The sequence below is a fragment of the Mycobacterium shinjukuense genome, assembly GCF_010730055.1.
Classification (GTDB): Bacteria; Actinomycetota; Actinomycetes; order Mycobacteriales; family Mycobacteriaceae; genus Mycobacterium; species Mycobacterium shinjukuense.
The window spans coordinates 300335-317586 of record NZ_AP022575.1; the positions used below are offsets into that span (position 1 = coordinate 300335).

Consider the following 17252-nt stretch of genomic DNA (forward strand, 5'->3'; position numbering starts at 1 on the left):
CCTGCAATCTAGATCGTGGCTCGCTCAGTGATGCCTTCGGGGCTAAGGTTGAGCGGTATCCGGAAATGGGAACCTGGGCGGGCCACCGATCGTTGAGCGGGTGTTCGCACAGCGTGAAGCTGTAGCCATGAGCCATGAGAGGGGATCCGACGGTGCGGGAGACAAGCAACCCGGTATTTCGTTCGCTTCCTAAGCAGCGGGGCGGATACGCGCAGTTCGGCACTGGCACCGCCCAGATGCAGCCGGGATATCTTGCCGATCCCTACACGCCCTACCGGGAGACGAAGGTCTCCCGTCCGCTGACCATCGACGACGTCGTCACCAAGACCGGCTTAACGCTGGCCATGCTGACGGCCAGCGCGGTGGTCTCCTACTTCCTGGTCGCAGGCAACCTCGCACTGGCGATGCCGTTGACCCTAGTGGGCGCGTTCGGCGGCTTAGCGCTGGTGCTGATCGCGACGCTCGGCCGCAAACAGGACAACCCATTGATCGTGCTCACCTACGCCGCGCTCGAGGGCTTGTTCCTGGGTGCCATCTCGTTCGTGCTGGCGAACTTCTCGGTGGGCTCCGCCAACGCGGGAATGCTCATCGGGGAGGCGGTGCTAGGCACGCTCGGCGTGTTCTTCGGCATGCTGGTCGTCTACAAGACCGGCGCGATCAGGGTGACGCCGAAGTTCACCCGGATGCTGATCGCCGCCATGTTCGGCGTGCTGGTGCTGATGCTGGGCAACTTTGTGCTAGCGATGTTCAATGTTGGCGGCGGTGAAGGCTTGGGCTTGCGCAGCGCCGGCCCTCTAGGCATCATCTTCTCCCTAGTGTGCATCGGCATCGCGGCGTTCAGCTTCCTGATCGACTTCGACGCGGCTGACCAGATGATTCGCGCGGGCGCCCCGGAGAAGGCCGCCTGGGGTATCGCCTTAGGCTTGACCGTGACGTTGGTCTGGCTGTACATCGAGATCCTGCGTCTGCTCAGTTATCTGCAAAACGATTAGCTCCTTTCGCGTCGACTCTGCGTCCACGAAGCGGGCTCCTCGAGCTTTCGCCCGGTGGGCGCAGAGTCAACGGCCCTGTCGTGGGTGCTGACAGCATGCCCGCATGCCGGAGTGGGGAAAGCAGCCGTTCATCGGCAGCGAGGCGTTAGCGGCCGGCCTTGTCAGCTGGCATGAGCTGGGCAAGTACTACCTCGCGATCATGCCCAACGTCTACCTGGACAAGCGGCTGAAGCCCTCTTTGCGACAACGCATTTACGCTGCCTGGCTGTGGTCGGGCCGAAACGGGGTGATCGCCGGGGCCTCGGCGGCAGCGCTGTGGGGCGCGAAATGGGTCGATGAGCAGGCACCGGTGGAGTTGATCTGGCGCAACGCCAGGGCGCTCAAAGGGGTGAAGACGAGGGATGAATTGCTGCTTGATTGTGAAGTCCAGCGCCTCGACCGCCTCCCTGTGACGACCATTGAGCGCACGGCCTTCGACCTAGGCCGGCGTCCACCCCTAGGCACCCCCTAGGCAAGGCGGTGGCAAAGCTGGACGCGCCTGCTAATGCCACCGGCTTCAAGATCAACGATGTTGTCGAGCTGGCGGATAAGCACCCGCACACTCGAGGGCTGCGTCAACTGGATTAGGCGCTGGATCTCATCGACCCAGGTGTGCAGTCACCGAAGGAGACCTGGCTGCGGCTATTACTGATCAACGCCGGCTTCCAAAGGCCGAAGACCCAGATCCCAGTGCTGGGTGTTGACGGCTATCCGCGCTACTTCCTCGACATGGGTGGGAGGACATCATGCTCGCCGTCGAATACGACGGCGAGCAACATCGGGTCAGCCGCGATCAGTTCGTGAAAGACATCGAACGCCTGGAGTACATCCAGCGGGTCGGCTGGACCCACATCAGGGTGCTGGCAGGACACCGAGAGCCAGACATCATCCGCAGGGTTCGGCAGGCGTGGCGTTGACTCTGCGTCCACCAGGCGGTCTACTCGCACTTTTGCGTGGTGGGCGCAGAGTCAACGCAGGCGCTCCAGGATCATCGCCATGCCTTGTCCGCCGCCGACACACATGGTTTCCAGGCCGAACGTCTTGTCATAGGTCTGCAGGTTGTTGATCAGCGTCGTGGCGATGCGCGCGCCGGTCATGCCGAATGGATGCCCTAGGGCGATCGCTCCGCCGGAGACGTTGAGCTTGTCCTCGTCGATGCCCAGCTCGTAGGCCGAGCCCAGCACCTGCACCGCGAACGCCTCGTTGATCTCGAACAGGTCGATGTCACTGATCGACATGCCGGCGTTCGCTAAAGCCTTCTTGGAGGCCTCGATCGGGCCCAAGCCCATGATCTCCGGGGATAGGCCGCTAACCCCGGTGGACACAATGCGCGCCAGCGGTGTTAAGCCCAGCTCCTTCGCCTTTCTGTCGCTGGTGATCACCAGCGCGGCCGCGCCGTCGTTGAGCGGGCAGGCATTGCCGGCGGTCACCGTGCCATTGGGGCGGAACACCGGTTTGAGCTCGCTGACCTTCTCGTAGGTGGTTCCCGGCCTGGGGCCGTCGTCGGCGCTCACCATCGTGCCGTCGGGAAGGGTGATTGGGGTGATCTCGCGCTCGAAGAATCCGCTCTTGATCGCCTCTTCGGCCCGGTTCTGGCTGCGCACACCCCAGCGGTCCTGCTCTTCGCGGGTGATGCCGGTGAGGATGGCGACGTTCTCCGCGGTCTGGCCCATCGCGATGTAGACATCGGGCAGCTTGCCGTCGGCGCGGGGATCGTGCCACTCGTCGGTGCCTGCAGCCGCGGCGGCTGAGCGTTCCTGAGCCTCGTCGAACAGCGGGTTCTTGGTGTCCGGCCAGGAATCGGAGTTGCCCTTAACGAAGCGGGACACCGTCTCCACGCCCGCCGAGATGAAGGCGTCACCCTCCCCGGCCTTGATCGCATGAAATGCCATCCGGGTGGTCTGCAGGGACGACGAGCAGTACCGGTTCACAGTGGTGCCCGGCAGGAAGTCATAGCCCAGTGCGACCGCGACGACGCGGGCGATGTTGAAGCCGGACTCACCACCCGGCAGGCCGCAGCCCATGATCAGATCGTCGATCTGGTGTGGGTTGAGCGCGGGCACCTTGTCGAGTGCGGCGCGCACCATCTGGGCGGCCAGGTCGTCGGGCCGCATGCTGACCAGCGACCCTTTCGTGGCGCGGCCGATGGGTGAGCGGGCGGTTGCGACGATGATGGCTTCTGGCATGACGGCTCCTCCATTGGGGTCCCTGCGCGCTACTCCCACCCACCCCGGTGGGGACTAGACCCAGACCAATCTAGTCGCTAACCACCGGCCGGTACCGCGACGGGTGTGGCGGGACGTGGCCAACGCTGCGTGATCATGTCGGCGCGACCGTTTGCCGGCGTGCGGGATCGTGACCGCGGCCGAGCCGTTGGGCTGCCGAGCCTTTCGCCCAGCGCGTCGCGCAGGGCGACCAGCAGCTCATCGGCGGCCAACGCGTACGCGGCTGCCGACGGGTGGTAGCGGTCGGCGGAGAACATCACCTCAGGCATCTCCCGGAACTTGGGGGCCAGCAGATGACCCAACGGCACCGGCACACCACCGGCGGCCGCAACCACCGCGGCCTGGGCACGGGCCAGCCGGACACCACGGGTGTGCGCCAGGAAGCGCAGCGGTTGCGGGATGGCGGTGATCACGCCCAGATCCGGGCAGGTGCCGACGACCACCGCCGCGCCACTGGCACGCAACCTACGCACCACCGAGCCCAGCCGCGCGGCGGACGGACCGATACCGTTTCCCGCCGTGATGTCGTTGGCGCCGATCATGATCACCGCCGCGTCCGGGGGCGGGCCGGCCACAAACATGGCATCGACCTGACCGCACACGCCTTTCGATGTGGCCCCCACGATCGCCTTGGTGCTCAGCCGGACCCGCATCCCGGTCTCCTCCGCGAGTCCGCGCGCGATCAGCACACCCGGCACTTGCTCGGCACTGCTGCAGCCGTACCCGGTCGCCGTCGAGTCACCGAACATCATCAGGTGCAGGTCGAAATGCACCCCGCGCCGCCACCGTTGCACGGGCCCGCCGCCTTGGGTGTAGACGCCGTCGGCGCGCGGCGACGCGTCCGACAGTTTGGGAATCACGGTGCGCGCGTGCATGGCCTGGCCGACTAGCAGGTTTCGTGCACCCAGATAGGCCGTGCCCGTCGAGGCGAGTGCACCCGCAGTGGCCAAAGCGATAGTCGAACGCCGCGGCACGCGTATGCCCACGCCATCATTTTAGGACGATTGTGCCGATTTCGTGGGTAGCTGACGAACAAATCCGTTACGGTGTGGATCAAATGTGGTATCGAATCAGACTCGGTGAATGTTGTAACGGAAAACAGCTGTCAAGCTAAGTTCGCGAGGTTGGCTGAACGCTTCGGCGAGCAGGTGAACCGGACGCTCAACCGCTTCGTTGCATGCTGTATCGGACTACAACGGCGTAGGAAGTGTTGGGCATGACCGCACCCAGTAAGGTATCCGGCTCACCCAGAGTCGTCATTCGTCCGCGCGACGTGTTGAAGGCACGTAGACTTGAAGCACGCAGGTTTGCGATCAGCGACGGCGCTCCCGTCGAGGTCGTCGAGTCTGGTCCCAGCATCCCTGCGCGATTAGCTACGCTGGCGTCACGGGTGACGGTCCGGCCGGTTTTGGCTGTCGGTAGCTATGTTCCTCGGCTGCCCTGGCCGTGGGGTCTCATCGACCATGCCGCCAGGGTGTTGCTCCCGGCGACGAGCACCGTTCGAGCCGAGGTGAGCCTGCCTAACGCGTCGGCACAACTGGTCCGGGCGGCGGGTGTACTGCCCGCGGACGGCACTCGACGGGTGGTTCTCTATCTGCACGGAGGCGCGTTTCTCACCTGCGGAGCAAACTCGCATGGCCGACTGGTCGAACTGCTCTCGAAGTTCGCTGACGCACCCGTACTGGTGGTCAACTATCGGCTGCTGCCCAAGCACTCCATCGGCATGGCACTCGACGACAGCCACGACGGGTATCGGTGGTTGAGGCTGTTGGGATACGACCCGGAGCAGATCGTGCTGGCGGGCGATTCCGCGGGCGGGTATCTGGCGCTGGCGCTGGCGCAGCGGCTACAGGACGAGGGCGAGGAACCGGCGGCCCTGGTGGCGATCTCGCCACTGCTGCAGCTGGCAAAGAAGGGAAAGCAGGCTCATCCCAATATCAAGACCGATGCCATGTTTCCGTCAAAGGCATTCGACGCGCTTGATGTGTTAGTTGCTAGCGCGGCCGCTAAGAACACGGTAGACGGCAAACCCGAAGAGGTTTACGAACCTTTAGAGCATATCAAGCCGGGCCTGCCGCGGACGCTGATTCACGTGTCCGGATCCGAGGTGTTGCTGCACGACGCGCAGTTGGCGGCTCGCAAGTTGGCGGCCGTCGGCGTGCCGGCGGAGGTTCGCGTCTGGCCGGGGCAGCTGCACGACTTTCAGGTCGCCGCGCCGATGGTGCCCGAGGCGATCCGTTCGCTGCGCCAAATCGGGGAGTACATCCGCGAGGCCACCGGCTAGCGTGGGCTGCGACGCCATAGCGCAGGTGCGCGCATGTGCGCGGCCCGAAATCCCCTGAGACGATGAAGGCATGCGGATTGCGCGGCACATCAGCGACCTCATCGGCGGCACGCCCCTGGTTCGGCTGAACTCGGTCGTCCCCGAGGGGGCCGGAATCGTGGCCGCAAAGGTCGAATACCTCAACCCCGGTGGCAGCTCCAAGGACCGGATCGCGGTGAAGATGATCGAGGCCGCCGAGGCCAGCGGGCACCTGAAACCGGGCGGCACCATCGTCGAACCCACCTCGGGCAACACCGGAGTCGGCCTGGCCCTGGTCGCCCAACACCGCGGCTACAAATGCATCTTCGTCTGCCCGGACAAGGTCAGCGAAGACAAACGTAACGTGCTGATCGCCTACGGCGCCGAGGTGGTGGTGTGCCCGACGGCGGTGCCACCCGAGGATCCGGACAGCTACTACAGCGTCTCCGACCGGTTGGTCGCAGAGATCGACGGCGCCTGGAAACCCGACCAGTACGCCAACCCGGCCGGACCGGCCAGCCACTACGAGACCACCGGCCCCGAGATCTGGGCCGACACCGACGGCAAGGTCACCCATTTCGTGGCGGGCATCGGCACCGGCGGCACCATCACCGGCGCCGGCCGCTACCTCAAGGAGGTGTCGGGCGGTCGGGTGCGCATCATCGGCGCCGACCCGGAGGGGTCGGTGTATTCGGGCGGCACCGGCCGGCCCTATCTGGTCGAGGGGGTCGGTGAGGATTTCTGGCCCGCCGCCTACGACCCGTCGGTGCCCGACGAGATCATCGCGGTGTCGGACTCCGACTCGTTCGACATGACCCGGCGGCTGGCCCGGGAAGAGGCGCTGCTGGTCGGCGGGTCCTGCGGGATGGCGGTGGTGGCCGCGCTGAAGGTCGCCGAGGAAGCCGGGCCGGATGCGCTGGTCGTCGTTCTGCTGCCGGACGGCGGCCGCGGCTACATGTCGAAGATCTTCAACGACGCGTGGATGTCGTCGTACGGCTTCCTGCGCCGCCGCCTCGACGGGTCGACCGAGCAGGCCACAGTTGGCGACGTGTTGCGCCGCAAATCCGGCGCGCTGCCGGATTTAGTGCACACCCATCCATCCGAGACGGTGCGCGACGCCATCGGGATTCTGCGCGAGTACGGGGTGTCACAGATGCCGGTGGTGGGTGCCGAGCCGCCGGTGATGGCGGGCGAGGTTGCCGGAAGCGTCTCGGAACGCGAGCTGCTTTCGGCCGTTTTCGAGGGTCGAGCCAACCTGGCCGACGCCGTCTCGGAGCACATGAGCCCGCCGTTGCCGATGATCGGCGCCGGGGAATTGGTCAGCGCCGCGGGTAAGGCATTGCGGGACTGGGACGCGTTGATGGTGGTGGAGGAGGGCAAACCGATCGGGGTGATTACCCGGTACGACTTGCTGGGCTTTGTGTCGGAGGGATCGCCGCGCCGCTGACGCCAACTGTGACGCAGGTCTCGCCCGGCCGTTGGGCGCGCTGGGGCCTCAGGTACTGTAATGCGGCCTAGTCCTAGTCAGCTAATCCCGAGTGGAAGGTTGCCCATGTCCGATCAGCCGCCCGGCGGGTCCTACCCCCCACCTCCCCCGCCGCCATCGGAGGGGAATGAGCCACCCTCCGGCTCGTACCCGCCCCCACCCGGCGGGTCCTACCCGCCGCCACCGTCGGGCTCGTACCCGCCGCCGCCCCCGCCGCCACCCGGCGGCTCCTACCCGCCGGCACCACCGTCGGCCGGGGGCTACGCGCCGCCGCCGCCGGGGCCGGCGATCCGTGACATGCCGACGGAGTCCTACACGCCGTGGTTCACCCGCGTGCTGGCGGCGCTCATCGACCTGGCGCCCTACCTCGTCATCATCGGCATCGGCTGGGTAATCATGCTGGTCACCCAGACGTCGTCGTGTGTCACCAACGTCGGGCAATACGAGGTCGGCCAGTACTGCGTCTCCGGGCCCTCGATGATCGGCCAGCTGGCGCAATGGTTGCTGTATCTGGTGGGGTTGGCCTACCTGGTCTGGGACTACGGTTACCGCCAGGGCACCACCGGATCGAGCATCGGGAAGTCGGTGATGAAGTTCAAGGTGGTCAGCGAGACGACCGGGCAGCCACTGGGTTTCGGGATGTCGGTTGTCCGCCAGCTCGCGCACGTTGTGGACGCGATCATCTGCTACATCGGTTTCCTGTTTCCGCTGTGGGACCGCAAACGGCAAACCCTGGCGGACAAGATCATGACGACGGTGTGCCTGCCGATCTGACGCGGAAAGCCGGGGCGCCACCGCGGATGGGCTGACCATCGATGAGCGAAGACGCCGCGCGGCGGCACCCGTTCACCGGGCTGGCCACCACGGCCATCCACGCCGGCTCCCGTCCGGACCCGGCCACCGGGGCCGTCAACACCCCGATCTATGCCAGCAGCACGTTTGCTCAAGACGGTGTCGGCGGGCTGCGCGGCGGCTTCGAATACGCCCGCACCGGCAATCCCACCCGGGCCGCGTTGGAGGCCGCGCTGGCGGCCGTCGAGGCGGGCACGTTCGGGCGCGCGTTCAGTTCCGGGATGGCCGCCGCCGACTGTGCCCTGCGGGCGATGTTGCGGCCCGGCGATCATGTGGTCATTCCCGACGACGCCTACGGCGGCACCTTCCGGTTGATCGACAAGGTGTTCACCCACTGGGGTGTCGACTACACGCCGGTGGCGCTGGCGGACCTGGACGCGGTGCGGGCCGCGATCACCGCGCGCACCCGGCTGATCTGGGTGGAGACCCCGACCAACCCGCTGCTGTCCATCGCCGACATCGCGGCCATCGCTGCTCTGGCCGCCGACAGCTCGGTAAAGGTATTGGTGGACAACACCTTTGCCTCGCCCGCGCTGCAGCAGCCGTTGACGCTGGGCGCCGACGTGGTGCTGCACTCGACCACCAAGTACATCGGCGGGCACTCCGACGTGGTGGGCGGGGCATTGGTCACCAATGACGAGGCGCTGGACCGGGCTTTCGCCTTCCTGCAGAACGGGACCGGGGCGGTGCCGGGCCCGTTCGACGCCTACCTGACCCTGCGCGGCCTGAAGACGTTGGTGCTGCGGATGCAGCGGCACAGCGAAAACGCCGCTGCCGTAGCCGAATTCCTGGCCGGGCATCCGGCGGTGAGCGCGGTGCTGTATCCGGGCCTGCCGGCGCATCGCGGCCACGAGATCGCCGCGCGGCAGATGCGCGGGTTCGGCGGCATGGTCTCGCTGCGGATGCGGGCCGGTCGGCAAGCCGCCATGGATCTGTGTGCCAACACCAAGGTCTTCATCCTGGCCGAATCGCTGGGTGGGGTGGAGTCGCTGATCGAACATCCCGGCACCATGACGCACGCGTCGACGGTCGGCTCACGGTTAGAGGTGCCCGACGACCTGGTGCGGCTCTCGGTCGGTATCGAGGATGTCGCCGACCTGCTCGGCGACATCGAGCAGGCCCTGGCCCAGCTTGGCGAGCAGACGTGAAAGCCCCCGCACGCACGGCGTGTCGGGGGCTTTCACGTCTGCTCGCGCGGGGCTAGGGGCGGTAGGGCTCCGCGCTGACCAGGGTGACGGAAACGGTGCTGCCGTTGGGCACGGTGTAGCTGCGGGTCTCGCCGACCTTGGCGTCAATCAACGCGCGGCCCAGCGGGGAATTGGGCGAGTACACCTCCAGCTTGCCGTCGCTGACGGCCTCCTGGCGGGTGGCGATGAGGAACGTCTCGCTGTCGGACTCGTCGCCGTTGTAGTAGACCGTCACCACCGAACCGGGCAGGGCCACCCCCGACTGCTCGGGCGCTTCGCCGACCTTGGCGTTGTTGAGCAGATCCTGCAGCTGGCGGATGCGGGCCTCCTGGTGGCCCTGCTCCTCGCGGGCGGCGTGGTACCCGCCGTTCTCCCGCAGGTCGCCCTCCTCGCGGCGGTCGTTGATCTCCGCGGCGATGATCGGACGATTCGCGATCAGCTGGTCGAGCTCGGCCTTCAACCGGTCATGTGACTCCTGGGTCAACCAGGTCACGTGAGTATCCGCCATCTCGTCGCGCTCCTTGTGTCGTCTTGTGTCGTCGTTCCGCGCAATCGCGTAAGTTTGTGATCCCGCTCTTCCGGGTAATGCGGGTCCCCAACCCACTGCTGCCGTGCTGCTGACGGCCGCTAAAGCAGCAATACACGGTCCCCCAGCAGGACCGTGCATATGTCGATGTTACCACCGCGCTAACGGTTGGTGACTGCCATCTGCGCAGTTCGGCCGTCGTCGCCGGGTCACGGCGGGCGTAGATACGCGGGCACCGCTGTGCCGCAACCATATACATCGGCCATCGCCGGCGGCTTGCTGGCCTTCACCGTGGTCGTCACCGCCACCGTGTGCTGGTTGGCCGGCACGACCAGCACCTCCCGTCGGCCGGCCTCGCTGCCGTCGGCGGCCCGGGCCCGCACGATGCAGGCCACCGGCCGCGACGGGTCGGAGCGGGTCACGCCGATGGTCACCGACGCCGTCTCGTCGTCGATCAGTCGATAGCCGGTAAGCGTCCCGGTGACGGCGCTGGTGGCGATCCGCTGGTAGCCGTTGACGGCGACGGCGAGGCCGGCGGCGACGACCAATACCCCAAGGACAATGGCCAGACGGCGCCGTGCTGGGCGGGACAGCCGTTCGTGCCCGTAACGGGCTTCGGGACGGGAAACGGGCGCTGGGCTCATGCCTGGGTGCTTGTGAGGCGTCGAAGAACTGCAATTATAGGGACCCGAATAGGCTCGGGGTCGACGAGCGAACCGACAAGGGGGCACGTGAGCGAACTGCGGTTGATGGCGGTGCACGCCCACCCCGACGACGAGTCCAGCAAGGGAGCGGCCACCCTCGCCCGCTACGCCGACGAGGGTCATCGCGTGCTGGTGGTGACGCTCACCGGCGGGGAACGCGGCGAGATCCTCAACCCGGCGATGGACCTGCCCGACGTGCATCGTCACATCGCCGAAATCCGCCGCGACGAGATGGCGAAGGCGGCCGAGATCCTCGGTGTCGAGCACACTTGGCTGGGCTTCGTCGACTCCGGCCTGCCCCAGGGTGACCCGCCTCCGCCGCTGCCCGAAGGGTGCTTCGCAATGGTGCCGCTGGAGGAGGCCACCGAGGCGCTGGTGCGCGTGGTCCGCGAGTTCCGCCCGCACGTGATGACCACCTACGATGAAAACGGCGGCTATCCGCATCCCGATCACATTCGCTGCCACCAGGTTTCGGTCGCCGCGTTCGAGGCGGCCGGCGACTACCGCCGCTTCCCCGATGCCGGTGCGCCGTGGACGGTGTCCAAGCTGTACTACATCCACGGCTTCCTGCGGGAACGGGTGCAGATGCTGCAGGACGAGTTCGTCAGGCGCGGGCAGGAGGGGCCGTTCGGCAAATGGCTCGAACACTGGCATCCCGACCACGACCCGTACGCCAACCGGGTGACCACCCGGGTGGAGTGCTCGGCGTACTTCGCCCAACGTGACGATGCGCTGCGGGCGCACGCCACCCAGATCGACCCGAACGCGGAGTTCTTCGCCGCCCCGCTGTCCTGGCAGCAGGAGCTGTGGCCGACCGAGGAATTCGAGTTGGCGCGCTCCCGCGTGCCCGCGCATCTGCCAGAGACCGAGCTGTTCGCCGGGATCGAGCCGGACCGATGAACCCCTTTCTGCTCACCGTGATTGCAGACGGTGCACCGGGCAACCCCGGGCCCGAGTTCGGCAAGGCCAGCCCGCTGGGCCTGCTGGTTGTCGTGCTGTTGGTGATCGCCACGTTGTTTCTGCTGCGGTCGATGAACCGCCAACTCAAGAAGGTCCCCAAGTCGTTCGACCGCGACAACCCCGAACTCGACCAGGCAGCCGACGAGGGCACCGACCGCGACGGGTCGGCCCGACCACCGGAACCCCCCGATGAGCCCGCCTGACCCGTCGGGCACCAACACCCTCGCGCAGGCCACCAGCCCGTATCTGCGCCAGCACGCCGACAACCCGGTGCACTGGCAGCAGTGGACGCCGCAGGCGCTGGCGGCGGCGGCCACGCGCGACGTGCCGATCCTGCTGTCGGTCGGCTATGCGGCGTGCCACTGGTGTCACGTCATGGCCCACGAGTCGTTCGAGGACCACGAGGTGGCCGCGGCGATGAACGCGGGCTTCGTCTGCATCAAGGTGGACCGCGAGGAACGGCCGGACATCGACGCGGTCTACATGAACGCCACCGTCGCGCTCACCGGCCAGGGCGGCTGGCCGATGACGTGCTTCCTCACCCCCGACGGCCGGCCGTTCTTCTGCGGCACCTACTATCCCAAAGAGGCTTTCCTGCAACTGCTTTCGGCCGTCTCCGCGGCCTGGCGGCAACGCCGCGGTGAGGTGGAGCAGGCCGCCGGCCACATCGCTGGGGAGTTGCGCTCGATGGCGTCGGCGCTGCCGGGGCCGCCGGGGAGCGGTCCCGATGTCGCGCCGGAGCTGTGTGACCACGCCGTCGCGGCGGTGCTGCGCGAGCAGGATGCGGCCCACGGCGGCTTCGGCATCGCACCCAAATTCCCGCCGTCGGCGCTGCTGGAAGCGTTGTTGCGGCACTACGAGCGCACGGGGTCGGCGGCGGCCCTGCAGGCGGTGTCGCGCACCGGCGACGCGATGGCCCGGGGTGGCATCTACGACCAACTCGCCGGCGGCTTCGCCCGCTACAGCGTCGACAGCGCTTGGGTGGTACCGCATTTCGAGAAAATGCTGTACGACAACGCGCTGTTGTTGCGCGCCTACGCGCACTGGGCCCGGCGGACCGGGGATCGGTTGGCCCGCCGGGTCGCCACGCAGACGGCGCGTTTTCTGCTGTCCGAGCTGGGCAGCAAAGTACCAGCCGCCGTGTTCACCTCGTCGCTGGACGCCGACGCCGACGGCCGCGAAGGTTCGACCTATGTGTGGACGCCGGCACAGCTGACCGAGGTGCTCGGCGTTGACGACGGCCGTTGGGCGGCAGAGGTTTTCGGGGTCACCGAGTCCGGCACCTTCGAACACGGGACATCGGTGCTGCGGTTGCCCAGCGACCCCGACGACCCGCAACGGCTGGAGCGGATCCGCGCCGAGTTGCTGGCCGCCCGCCTGGCCCGCGTCCAGCCCGAACGCGACGACAAGGTCGTCACGTCCTGGAACGGGCTGGCGATCACCGCGCTGGCCGAGGCCAGTGTGGCCTTGGGCGATCCCGAGCTGGCCCACGCCGCGCGGCGCTGTGCGACCACGCTGCTGGGCATGCACGTGGTCGACGGTCGGCTGCGCCGGGCCAGCCTGGGCGGTGTGGTCGGCGACGGCGCCGCCGTCTTGGAGGATTACGCGATGCTGGCCACCGGGCTGTTGACGCTCTACCAGCTGACCTCCGACGCCGCGTGGCTGACGGCGGCCACCGAGTTGCTGGACTCCGCGCTGGCGCACTTCGGCGACCCGCAGCGCCCCGGCCGTTGGTTTGACACCGCCGACGACGCCGAACAGCTGGTGCTGCGGCCGTCCGATCCGCTCGACGGGGCGACGCCGTCGGGAGCGTCCGCGATTGCCGAGGCGCTGTTGACGGCCGCGCAGCTGGTGGACGGTGGCCGCGCCGACCGATATCTGCGGGCGGCCGCCGACACCCTGCGCGCGCATGCGGTGCTGCTGGCTCGGGCGCCGCGTTCGGCCGGGCATTGGCTGTCGGTCGCCGAGGCGGCGGTGCGCGGACCGCTGCAGATCGCCGTCGCGTGCGACCCGTCGCGCTCGGCGCTGCTGGCCGACGCGCGCCGGCTGGCACCCGGCGGGGCGATCGTCGTCGGCGGCGCGATGGACTCGTCGGCGCTGCTGACCGGTCGCGACCGGGTGGGCGGCGCCGACGCCGCCTATGTGTGCCGGGGACGGGTCTGTGACCTGCCGGTGACCACGACATCGGAACTCACGGCGGCTCTGGGCGCAGATGGACGTCGAAAGTGAAATCCACGACGGATTCTCGGCGTGTCGCGTCGCAGAATTCACTCTCGCGGCCGGTGGTCTAGAACACCACGAACCACATCGCGATGTAGTGGCAGATCGCGGCGACCGCGGTGCAGGCGTGAAAGAACTCGTGAAAGCCGAACGTGGTCGGCCATGGGTCGGGCCAACGCAGCGCGTAGAGAATGCCGCCGATGCTGTACAACGCGCCGCCGACGAATAGCAGCACCATCGCGGTCACCCCGGCGTTGTGCAGGATCGCCGCGGTGTACCACACCGCCACCCAGCCCAGCAGCAGGTAGAGCGGCACGCCCACCCAGGGTGGCGCCGAGGGCCAGCACATCTTCAGCAGGGTGCCGGCCAGTGCGCCGCCCCACACGATCGACAGCACCACGTGCCCGTCGTGGCCCGGCAGCGCCAGCAGCGCGAACGGGGTGTAGCTGCCGGCGATGAACACGAAGATCATCGAGTGATCGGCCCGCTTCATCCATTTGTGGGCCGTCTGCGATCGCCAGTTCACCCGGTGATAGGTCGCGCTGACGGTGAACATCAGGATGGTGGCAGCGGTATAGGCCAGCGTCGCCAGGCCGGCCTTGGTGGAACCCAGCGCCCAGGACACCGCGACCAGGGACGCACCCGCGAACACCGCGGCGCCGGCGGAGTAGACGTGGATCCAACCGCGAAAGCGTGGCTTGGTCAGCACCCGGGCCACGCCTTCGACGAGCTGGTGGGCGGCATCCGACGGAGTGTGCCCGTGCGATTCGGGCTCTGGTTTGGTGACCGTGCTGGCTTGGCTGGTCATCTCTCCCGTTGCCTCGTGCTGTGATTGCCGGTGGCAGCTGCCGCTCACAACAGTAGCGCCGGTGTCCGTCACGGCGTCGGACGTGGCGTGTGGCTGTCACAAAATGCGGGCCGGATTTTGGTGTCGATCACAGTAGTGTGGACAGTCGTGGAGATCATCCCGGCGCGGCTCAAGCAACCGCTGTATCGGCTCTACGAGCTGCGCCTGCGGCAGGGTCTGGCCGCCTCGAAATCCGACCTGCCCCGGCACATCGCGGTGCTGTGCGATGGGAACCGGCGCTGGGCGCGCAGCGCAGGATACGACGACGTCAGCTTCGGCTACCGGATGGGTGCGGCCAAGATCGCCGAAATGCTGCGGTGGTGCCAAGAAGCCGGCATCGAAATGACCACCGTCTACCTGCTGTCCACCGAAAACCTGCGCCGCGATCCCGACGAGCTTGCCGCGCTGATCGAGATCATCACCGATGTCGTCGAGGAGATCTGCGCGCCGGCCAACCGCTGGAGTGTGCGCACCGTCGGCGATCTGGAGCTGCTGGGTGAGGAGCCGGCCCGCCGGCTGCGCGGTGCGGTGGAATCCACGCCGGAGGTTGCCTCGTTTCATGTCAACGTCGCGGTGGCCTACGGCGGACGCCGGGAGATCGTCGACGCGGTGCGGGCGTTGTTGAGCAAGGAACTCGCCAACGGCGCCACCGCCGAGGAGCTCATCGACGCGGTGACCATCGAGGGCATTTCCGAAAACCTGTACACCTCAGGGCAACCCGACCCAGACCTGGTGATCCGCACGTCGGGGGAGCAGCGGCTGTCGGGCTTTCTGCTGTGGCAAAGCGCCTACTCGGAGATGTGGTTCACCGAGGCGTACTGGCCGGCGTTTCGCCACGTCGATTTTCTGCGCGCGCTGCGCGACTACAGCCTGCGGCATCGCCGGTACGGCGGGTAAACCCGACGGCGGGATTCCCGCTTCCGATCGGGCTTGCGAACCGCGGTCCTAAGTTCGCCGGGGTGTCGGCGTGCTGACGGGCTTGCTCCAGGCGTCGCAGCTTCCTCATCTGCCCCACGTGTACCCGGTACTGCCGACATGCAAAGTGCCCGCCTCAGCGCGACAGCCACGGTTGTCGCGGGTGGCCGGGCACATCGCACATGCCCACCGTGCTGGAGTCCATGCGGCCAGGCAGTGATCAATTCGTGCGCGTGTCCTATGTGTTTGCCATACCAGCGGCGTTGGCCGCGGCGGCAACGGATATCGCTGGGATCGGGTCGGCGGTCGGTGCCGCCAACGCCGCGGCAGCAGCCGCGACAACGGGAGTGCTGGCCGCCGGCGCCGACGAAGTATCGGTGGCCATCGCTGGATTGTTCAGCGCCGACGCCGAGGAATATCAAGCCCTCAGCGCACGGGTGGCGGCCTTTCACACCCGGTTCGTGCACACCTTGACGGTGGGTGCGGAGTCGTTCGCCGGCGCCGAAGCCGCCAATGCGTCACGATTGCAGAGCATCGCGCGGCAGGCGCCGGGCGCTGTCGGTGCCGCCACCGATCAGCTGCCAGGCAACGGCGGCAGCAACGGGATAGCGGCGACGTATGCGGTGGCGTCACAGTGGGATAGCGGCTATGTGGCGAATTACACGATCACCAATTCGGGCACGGCGCCGATGACCGATTTGGCAGCTGCAATTCACTCTGCATGAAAACGCGTCCATCACCAATGCGTGGAGCGCTCAACTTGGCCAGTCGGGCACGCAATACACGCTGACTCCACAGGAGTAGCAACGCCACGATTGCACGCGGGGATTCGATCACGGTTGGCTTCCAGGCCGCGCAGACCGGCCAGTATTCGACCCCGACGGATGTGCTGGTGAACGGGCAACCGGTCACCGGTGGCCGGCCTCCAACGACGCCGCCCGAGACCACCCCGCCACCCACGACACCGCCCCCCATTGGTACCGGGCTGACGGCGACCTACACGACGCCCTCGCAGTGGGAGGGCGGCTACGTCGCCAATTACACGATCACCAATTCGGGCTCGACTCCGATGACCAACTGGCAGCTGCAATTCGATCTGCCCGCGAATGCATCCATCACCAATGCGCGGAGCGCCCAACTTGCCCAGACGGGCTCCCGATACACCCTGACCCCGGCGAGCTACAACGGCACCATCGCACCTGGGGATTCGATCACCGTCGGGTATCAGGCAGCGCAAACCGGCGGCTACTCGGCGCCGACCAATCTGCTGATCAACGGTCAACCCATCACCGTCGACCAGACCCCCACGACCCCGCCCCCAACGACTCCGCCGGCCACGACTCCCGCCCCGACCGGTGGAACGGTGATCTCCACCCAGTTCGGGACGACGACGGTCACCGGTGGTTACCTGGTGCAGAACAACGCATGGATCAGCCCCGCCGGGCAGACCATCAACGTCAGCCAAACCGGCTTCACCCTCACATCGATCAACGGCTCGGCCCACCGACGGCGCCCCGTTGGGTTGTGGGCACCACGCTGCCGCTGCGATTGGGGCAGATCCAAAGCGCTACCACCAGCATCGATTACGCCTATCCCAGCATCGGTATCTGGAATGCCTCCTACGACATCTGGCTGGATTCCACGCCCAAGACGACCGGCGTCAACCAGCAGGAGATCATGATCTGGATCAACCACCAGGGCCCCATCCAGCCGGTGGGTTCCCCGGTCGGCAACGCCACCGTCGGCGGGCGCACCGTTGTGGTGTGGGATGGCAGCAACGGACAGAACAACGTGATGTCCTGCGTCGCGGCCTCGCCGATGGAGGTGTGGAGCTTTGACGTGATGGATTTCGTCGACCACACCGCCACCATGGAGCCGATCACCGACTCGTGGTACCTGACGAGCATCCAAGCCGGCTTCGAGCCGTGGAGCGGCGGCGTGGGCCTAGGGGTCGATTCGTTCCCCGCCAACATCGACTAAGGACCGCCGCACGGCCT

At 67.1% G+C, this 17252-nt stretch carries 17 protein-coding genes and 2 pseudogenes; 14 read left to right on the forward strand and 5 right to left on the reverse strand.

Annotated elements, in window-relative coordinates; all coding sequences use genetic code 11:
- Nucleotides 1-152 precede the first annotated feature (152 nt).
- Both G6N20_RS01340 and G6N20_RS20570 read left to right on the forward strand, forming a co-directional pair.
- Nucleotides 153-992: a Bax inhibitor-1/YccA family protein gene (locus tag G6N20_RS01340; RefSeq protein WP_083051677.1), complete on the forward strand. Its 840-nt coding sequence runs from the start codon at nucleotides 153-155 to the stop codon at nucleotides 990-992.
- Nucleotides 993-1095: 103 nt separating this feature from the next.
- Nucleotides 1096-1948, forward strand: a pseudogene (locus G6N20_RS20570) (hypothetical protein).
- A gap of 51 nt (nucleotides 1949-1999) precedes the next feature.
- On the opposite strand, the gene G6N20_RS01355 reads toward G6N20_RS20570, so the two are convergent.
- Together G6N20_RS01355 and G6N20_RS01360 are read right to left on the reverse strand one after the other, a co-directional pair.
- On the reverse strand, nucleotides 2000-3217 hold the full coding sequence (locus tag G6N20_RS01355) for an acetyl-CoA C-acetyltransferase (protein WP_083051680.1): 1218 nt from the start codon (nucleotides 3215-3217) through the stop codon (nucleotides 2000-2002).
- Nucleotides 3218-3294: 77 nt separating this feature from the next.
- A complete protein-coding gene (locus tag G6N20_RS01360) occupies nucleotides 3295-4230 on the reverse strand; it encodes an SGNH/GDSL hydrolase family protein (RefSeq protein WP_142272189.1) in 936 nt (311 codons plus the stop codon).
- 242 nt (nucleotides 4231-4472) lie between these two features.
- Between G6N20_RS01360 and G6N20_RS01365 the strand changes: the two genes are divergently transcribed.
- From G6N20_RS01365 to G6N20_RS01380, 4 genes are all read left to right on the forward strand, one after another.
- Complete coding sequence (locus tag G6N20_RS01365) at nucleotides 4473-5540, forward strand: alpha/beta hydrolase (protein ID WP_083051689.1); 1068 nt, start codon at nucleotides 4473-4475, stop codon at nucleotides 5538-5540.
- Nucleotides 5541-5610: 70 nt separating this feature from the next.
- Nucleotides 5611-7005, forward strand: coding sequence for a cystathionine beta-synthase (locus G6N20_RS01370; protein WP_083051686.1), 1395 nt, complete (start codon nucleotides 5611-5613; stop codon nucleotides 7003-7005).
- Between the two features lie 105 nt (nucleotides 7006-7110).
- On the forward strand, nucleotides 7111-7818 hold the full coding sequence (locus G6N20_RS01375; RefSeq protein WP_163662701.1) for an RDD family protein: 708 nt from the start codon (nucleotides 7111-7113) through the stop codon (nucleotides 7816-7818).
- Nucleotides 7819-7859: 41 nt separating this feature from the next.
- On the forward strand, nucleotides 7860-9044 hold the full coding sequence (locus G6N20_RS01380) for a cystathionine gamma-synthase (protein WP_083052387.1): 1185 nt from the start codon (nucleotides 7860-7862) through the stop codon (nucleotides 9042-9044).
- Nucleotides 9045-9096: 52 nt separating this feature from the next.
- Here the strand turns inward: G6N20_RS01380 and greA are convergent, their stop codons facing one another.
- Nucleotides 9097-9591 carry a transcription elongation factor GreA gene (greA, locus tag G6N20_RS01385; protein WP_083052390.1) on the reverse strand — a complete coding sequence of 165 codons (495 nt, stop codon included), beginning with the start codon at nucleotides 9589-9591 and terminating at the stop codon, nucleotides 9097-9099.
- 227 nt (nucleotides 9592-9818) lie between these two features.
- Nucleotides 9819-10253, reverse strand: coding sequence for a DUF4307 domain-containing protein (locus tag G6N20_RS01390; protein ID WP_083052393.1), 435 nt, complete (start codon nucleotides 10251-10253; stop codon nucleotides 9819-9821).
- Nucleotides 10254-10340: 87 nt separating this feature from the next.
- Here G6N20_RS01390 and mca point away from each other — a divergent pair, with 87 nt between their 5' ends.
- From mca to G6N20_RS01405, 3 genes are read left to right on the forward strand one after another with little or no spacing between them, the layout of a single operon-like run.
- On the forward strand, nucleotides 10341-11213 hold the full coding sequence (gene mca / locus G6N20_RS01395) for a mycothiol conjugate amidase Mca (RefSeq protein WP_083052396.1): 873 nt from the start codon (nucleotides 10341-10343) through the stop codon (nucleotides 11211-11213).
- On the forward strand, nucleotides 11210-11476 hold the full coding sequence (locus tag G6N20_RS01400; protein WP_083052400.1) for a hypothetical protein: 267 nt from the start codon (nucleotides 11210-11212) through the stop codon (nucleotides 11474-11476). The genes mca and G6N20_RS01400 overlap by 4 nt, the downstream gene beginning before the upstream one ends.
- Entirely contained in the window at nucleotides 11463-13502 is a 2040-nt protein-coding gene (locus G6N20_RS01405; protein ID WP_083052403.1) for a thioredoxin domain-containing protein, read from the forward strand. The genes G6N20_RS01400 and G6N20_RS01405 overlap by 14 nt, the downstream gene beginning before the upstream one ends.
- Before the next feature lie 58 nt (nucleotides 13503-13560).
- On the opposite strand, the gene trhA is transcribed toward G6N20_RS01405, so the two are convergent.
- Entirely contained in the window at nucleotides 13561-14301 is a 741-nt protein-coding gene (gene trhA, locus G6N20_RS01410; RefSeq protein ID WP_083052420.1) for a PAQR family membrane homeostasis protein TrhA, read from the reverse strand.
- Nucleotides 14302-14448: 147 nt separating this feature from the next.
- On the opposite strand from trhA, the gene G6N20_RS01415 reads away from it, so the two are divergent.
- The 5 genes and pseudogenes from G6N20_RS01415 (at nucleotide 14449) to G6N20_RS01435 (ending at nucleotide 17235) form a co-directional block, all read left to right on the forward strand.
- On the forward strand, nucleotides 14449-15237 hold the full coding sequence (locus tag G6N20_RS01415) for a (2Z,6E)-farnesyl diphosphate synthase (RefSeq protein WP_083052423.1): 789 nt from the start codon (nucleotides 14449-14451) through the stop codon (nucleotides 15235-15237).
- A 200-nt stretch (nucleotides 15238-15437) separates the two neighbouring features.
- Nucleotides 15438-15980, forward strand: coding sequence for a PE domain-containing protein (locus G6N20_RS21635; RefSeq protein ID WP_269474158.1), 543 nt, complete (start codon nucleotides 15438-15440; stop codon nucleotides 15978-15980).
- A 10-nt stretch (nucleotides 15981-15990) separates the two neighbouring features.
- Nucleotides 15991-16059, forward strand: coding sequence for a hypothetical protein (locus tag G6N20_RS21640; RefSeq protein ID WP_263992200.1), 69 nt, complete (start codon nucleotides 15991-15993; stop codon nucleotides 16057-16059).
- Nucleotides 16060-16147: 88 nt separating this feature from the next.
- Nucleotides 16148-16630: pseudogene (locus tag G6N20_RS20580) on the forward strand (cellulose binding domain-containing protein); the annotation flags it as partial.
- A gap of 149 nt (nucleotides 16631-16779) precedes the next feature.
- Entirely contained in the window at nucleotides 16780-17235 is a 456-nt protein-coding gene (locus G6N20_RS01435) for a GH12 family glycosyl hydrolase domain-containing protein (protein ID WP_083052429.1), read from the forward strand.
- Nucleotides 17236-17252: the final 17 nt, after the last annotated feature.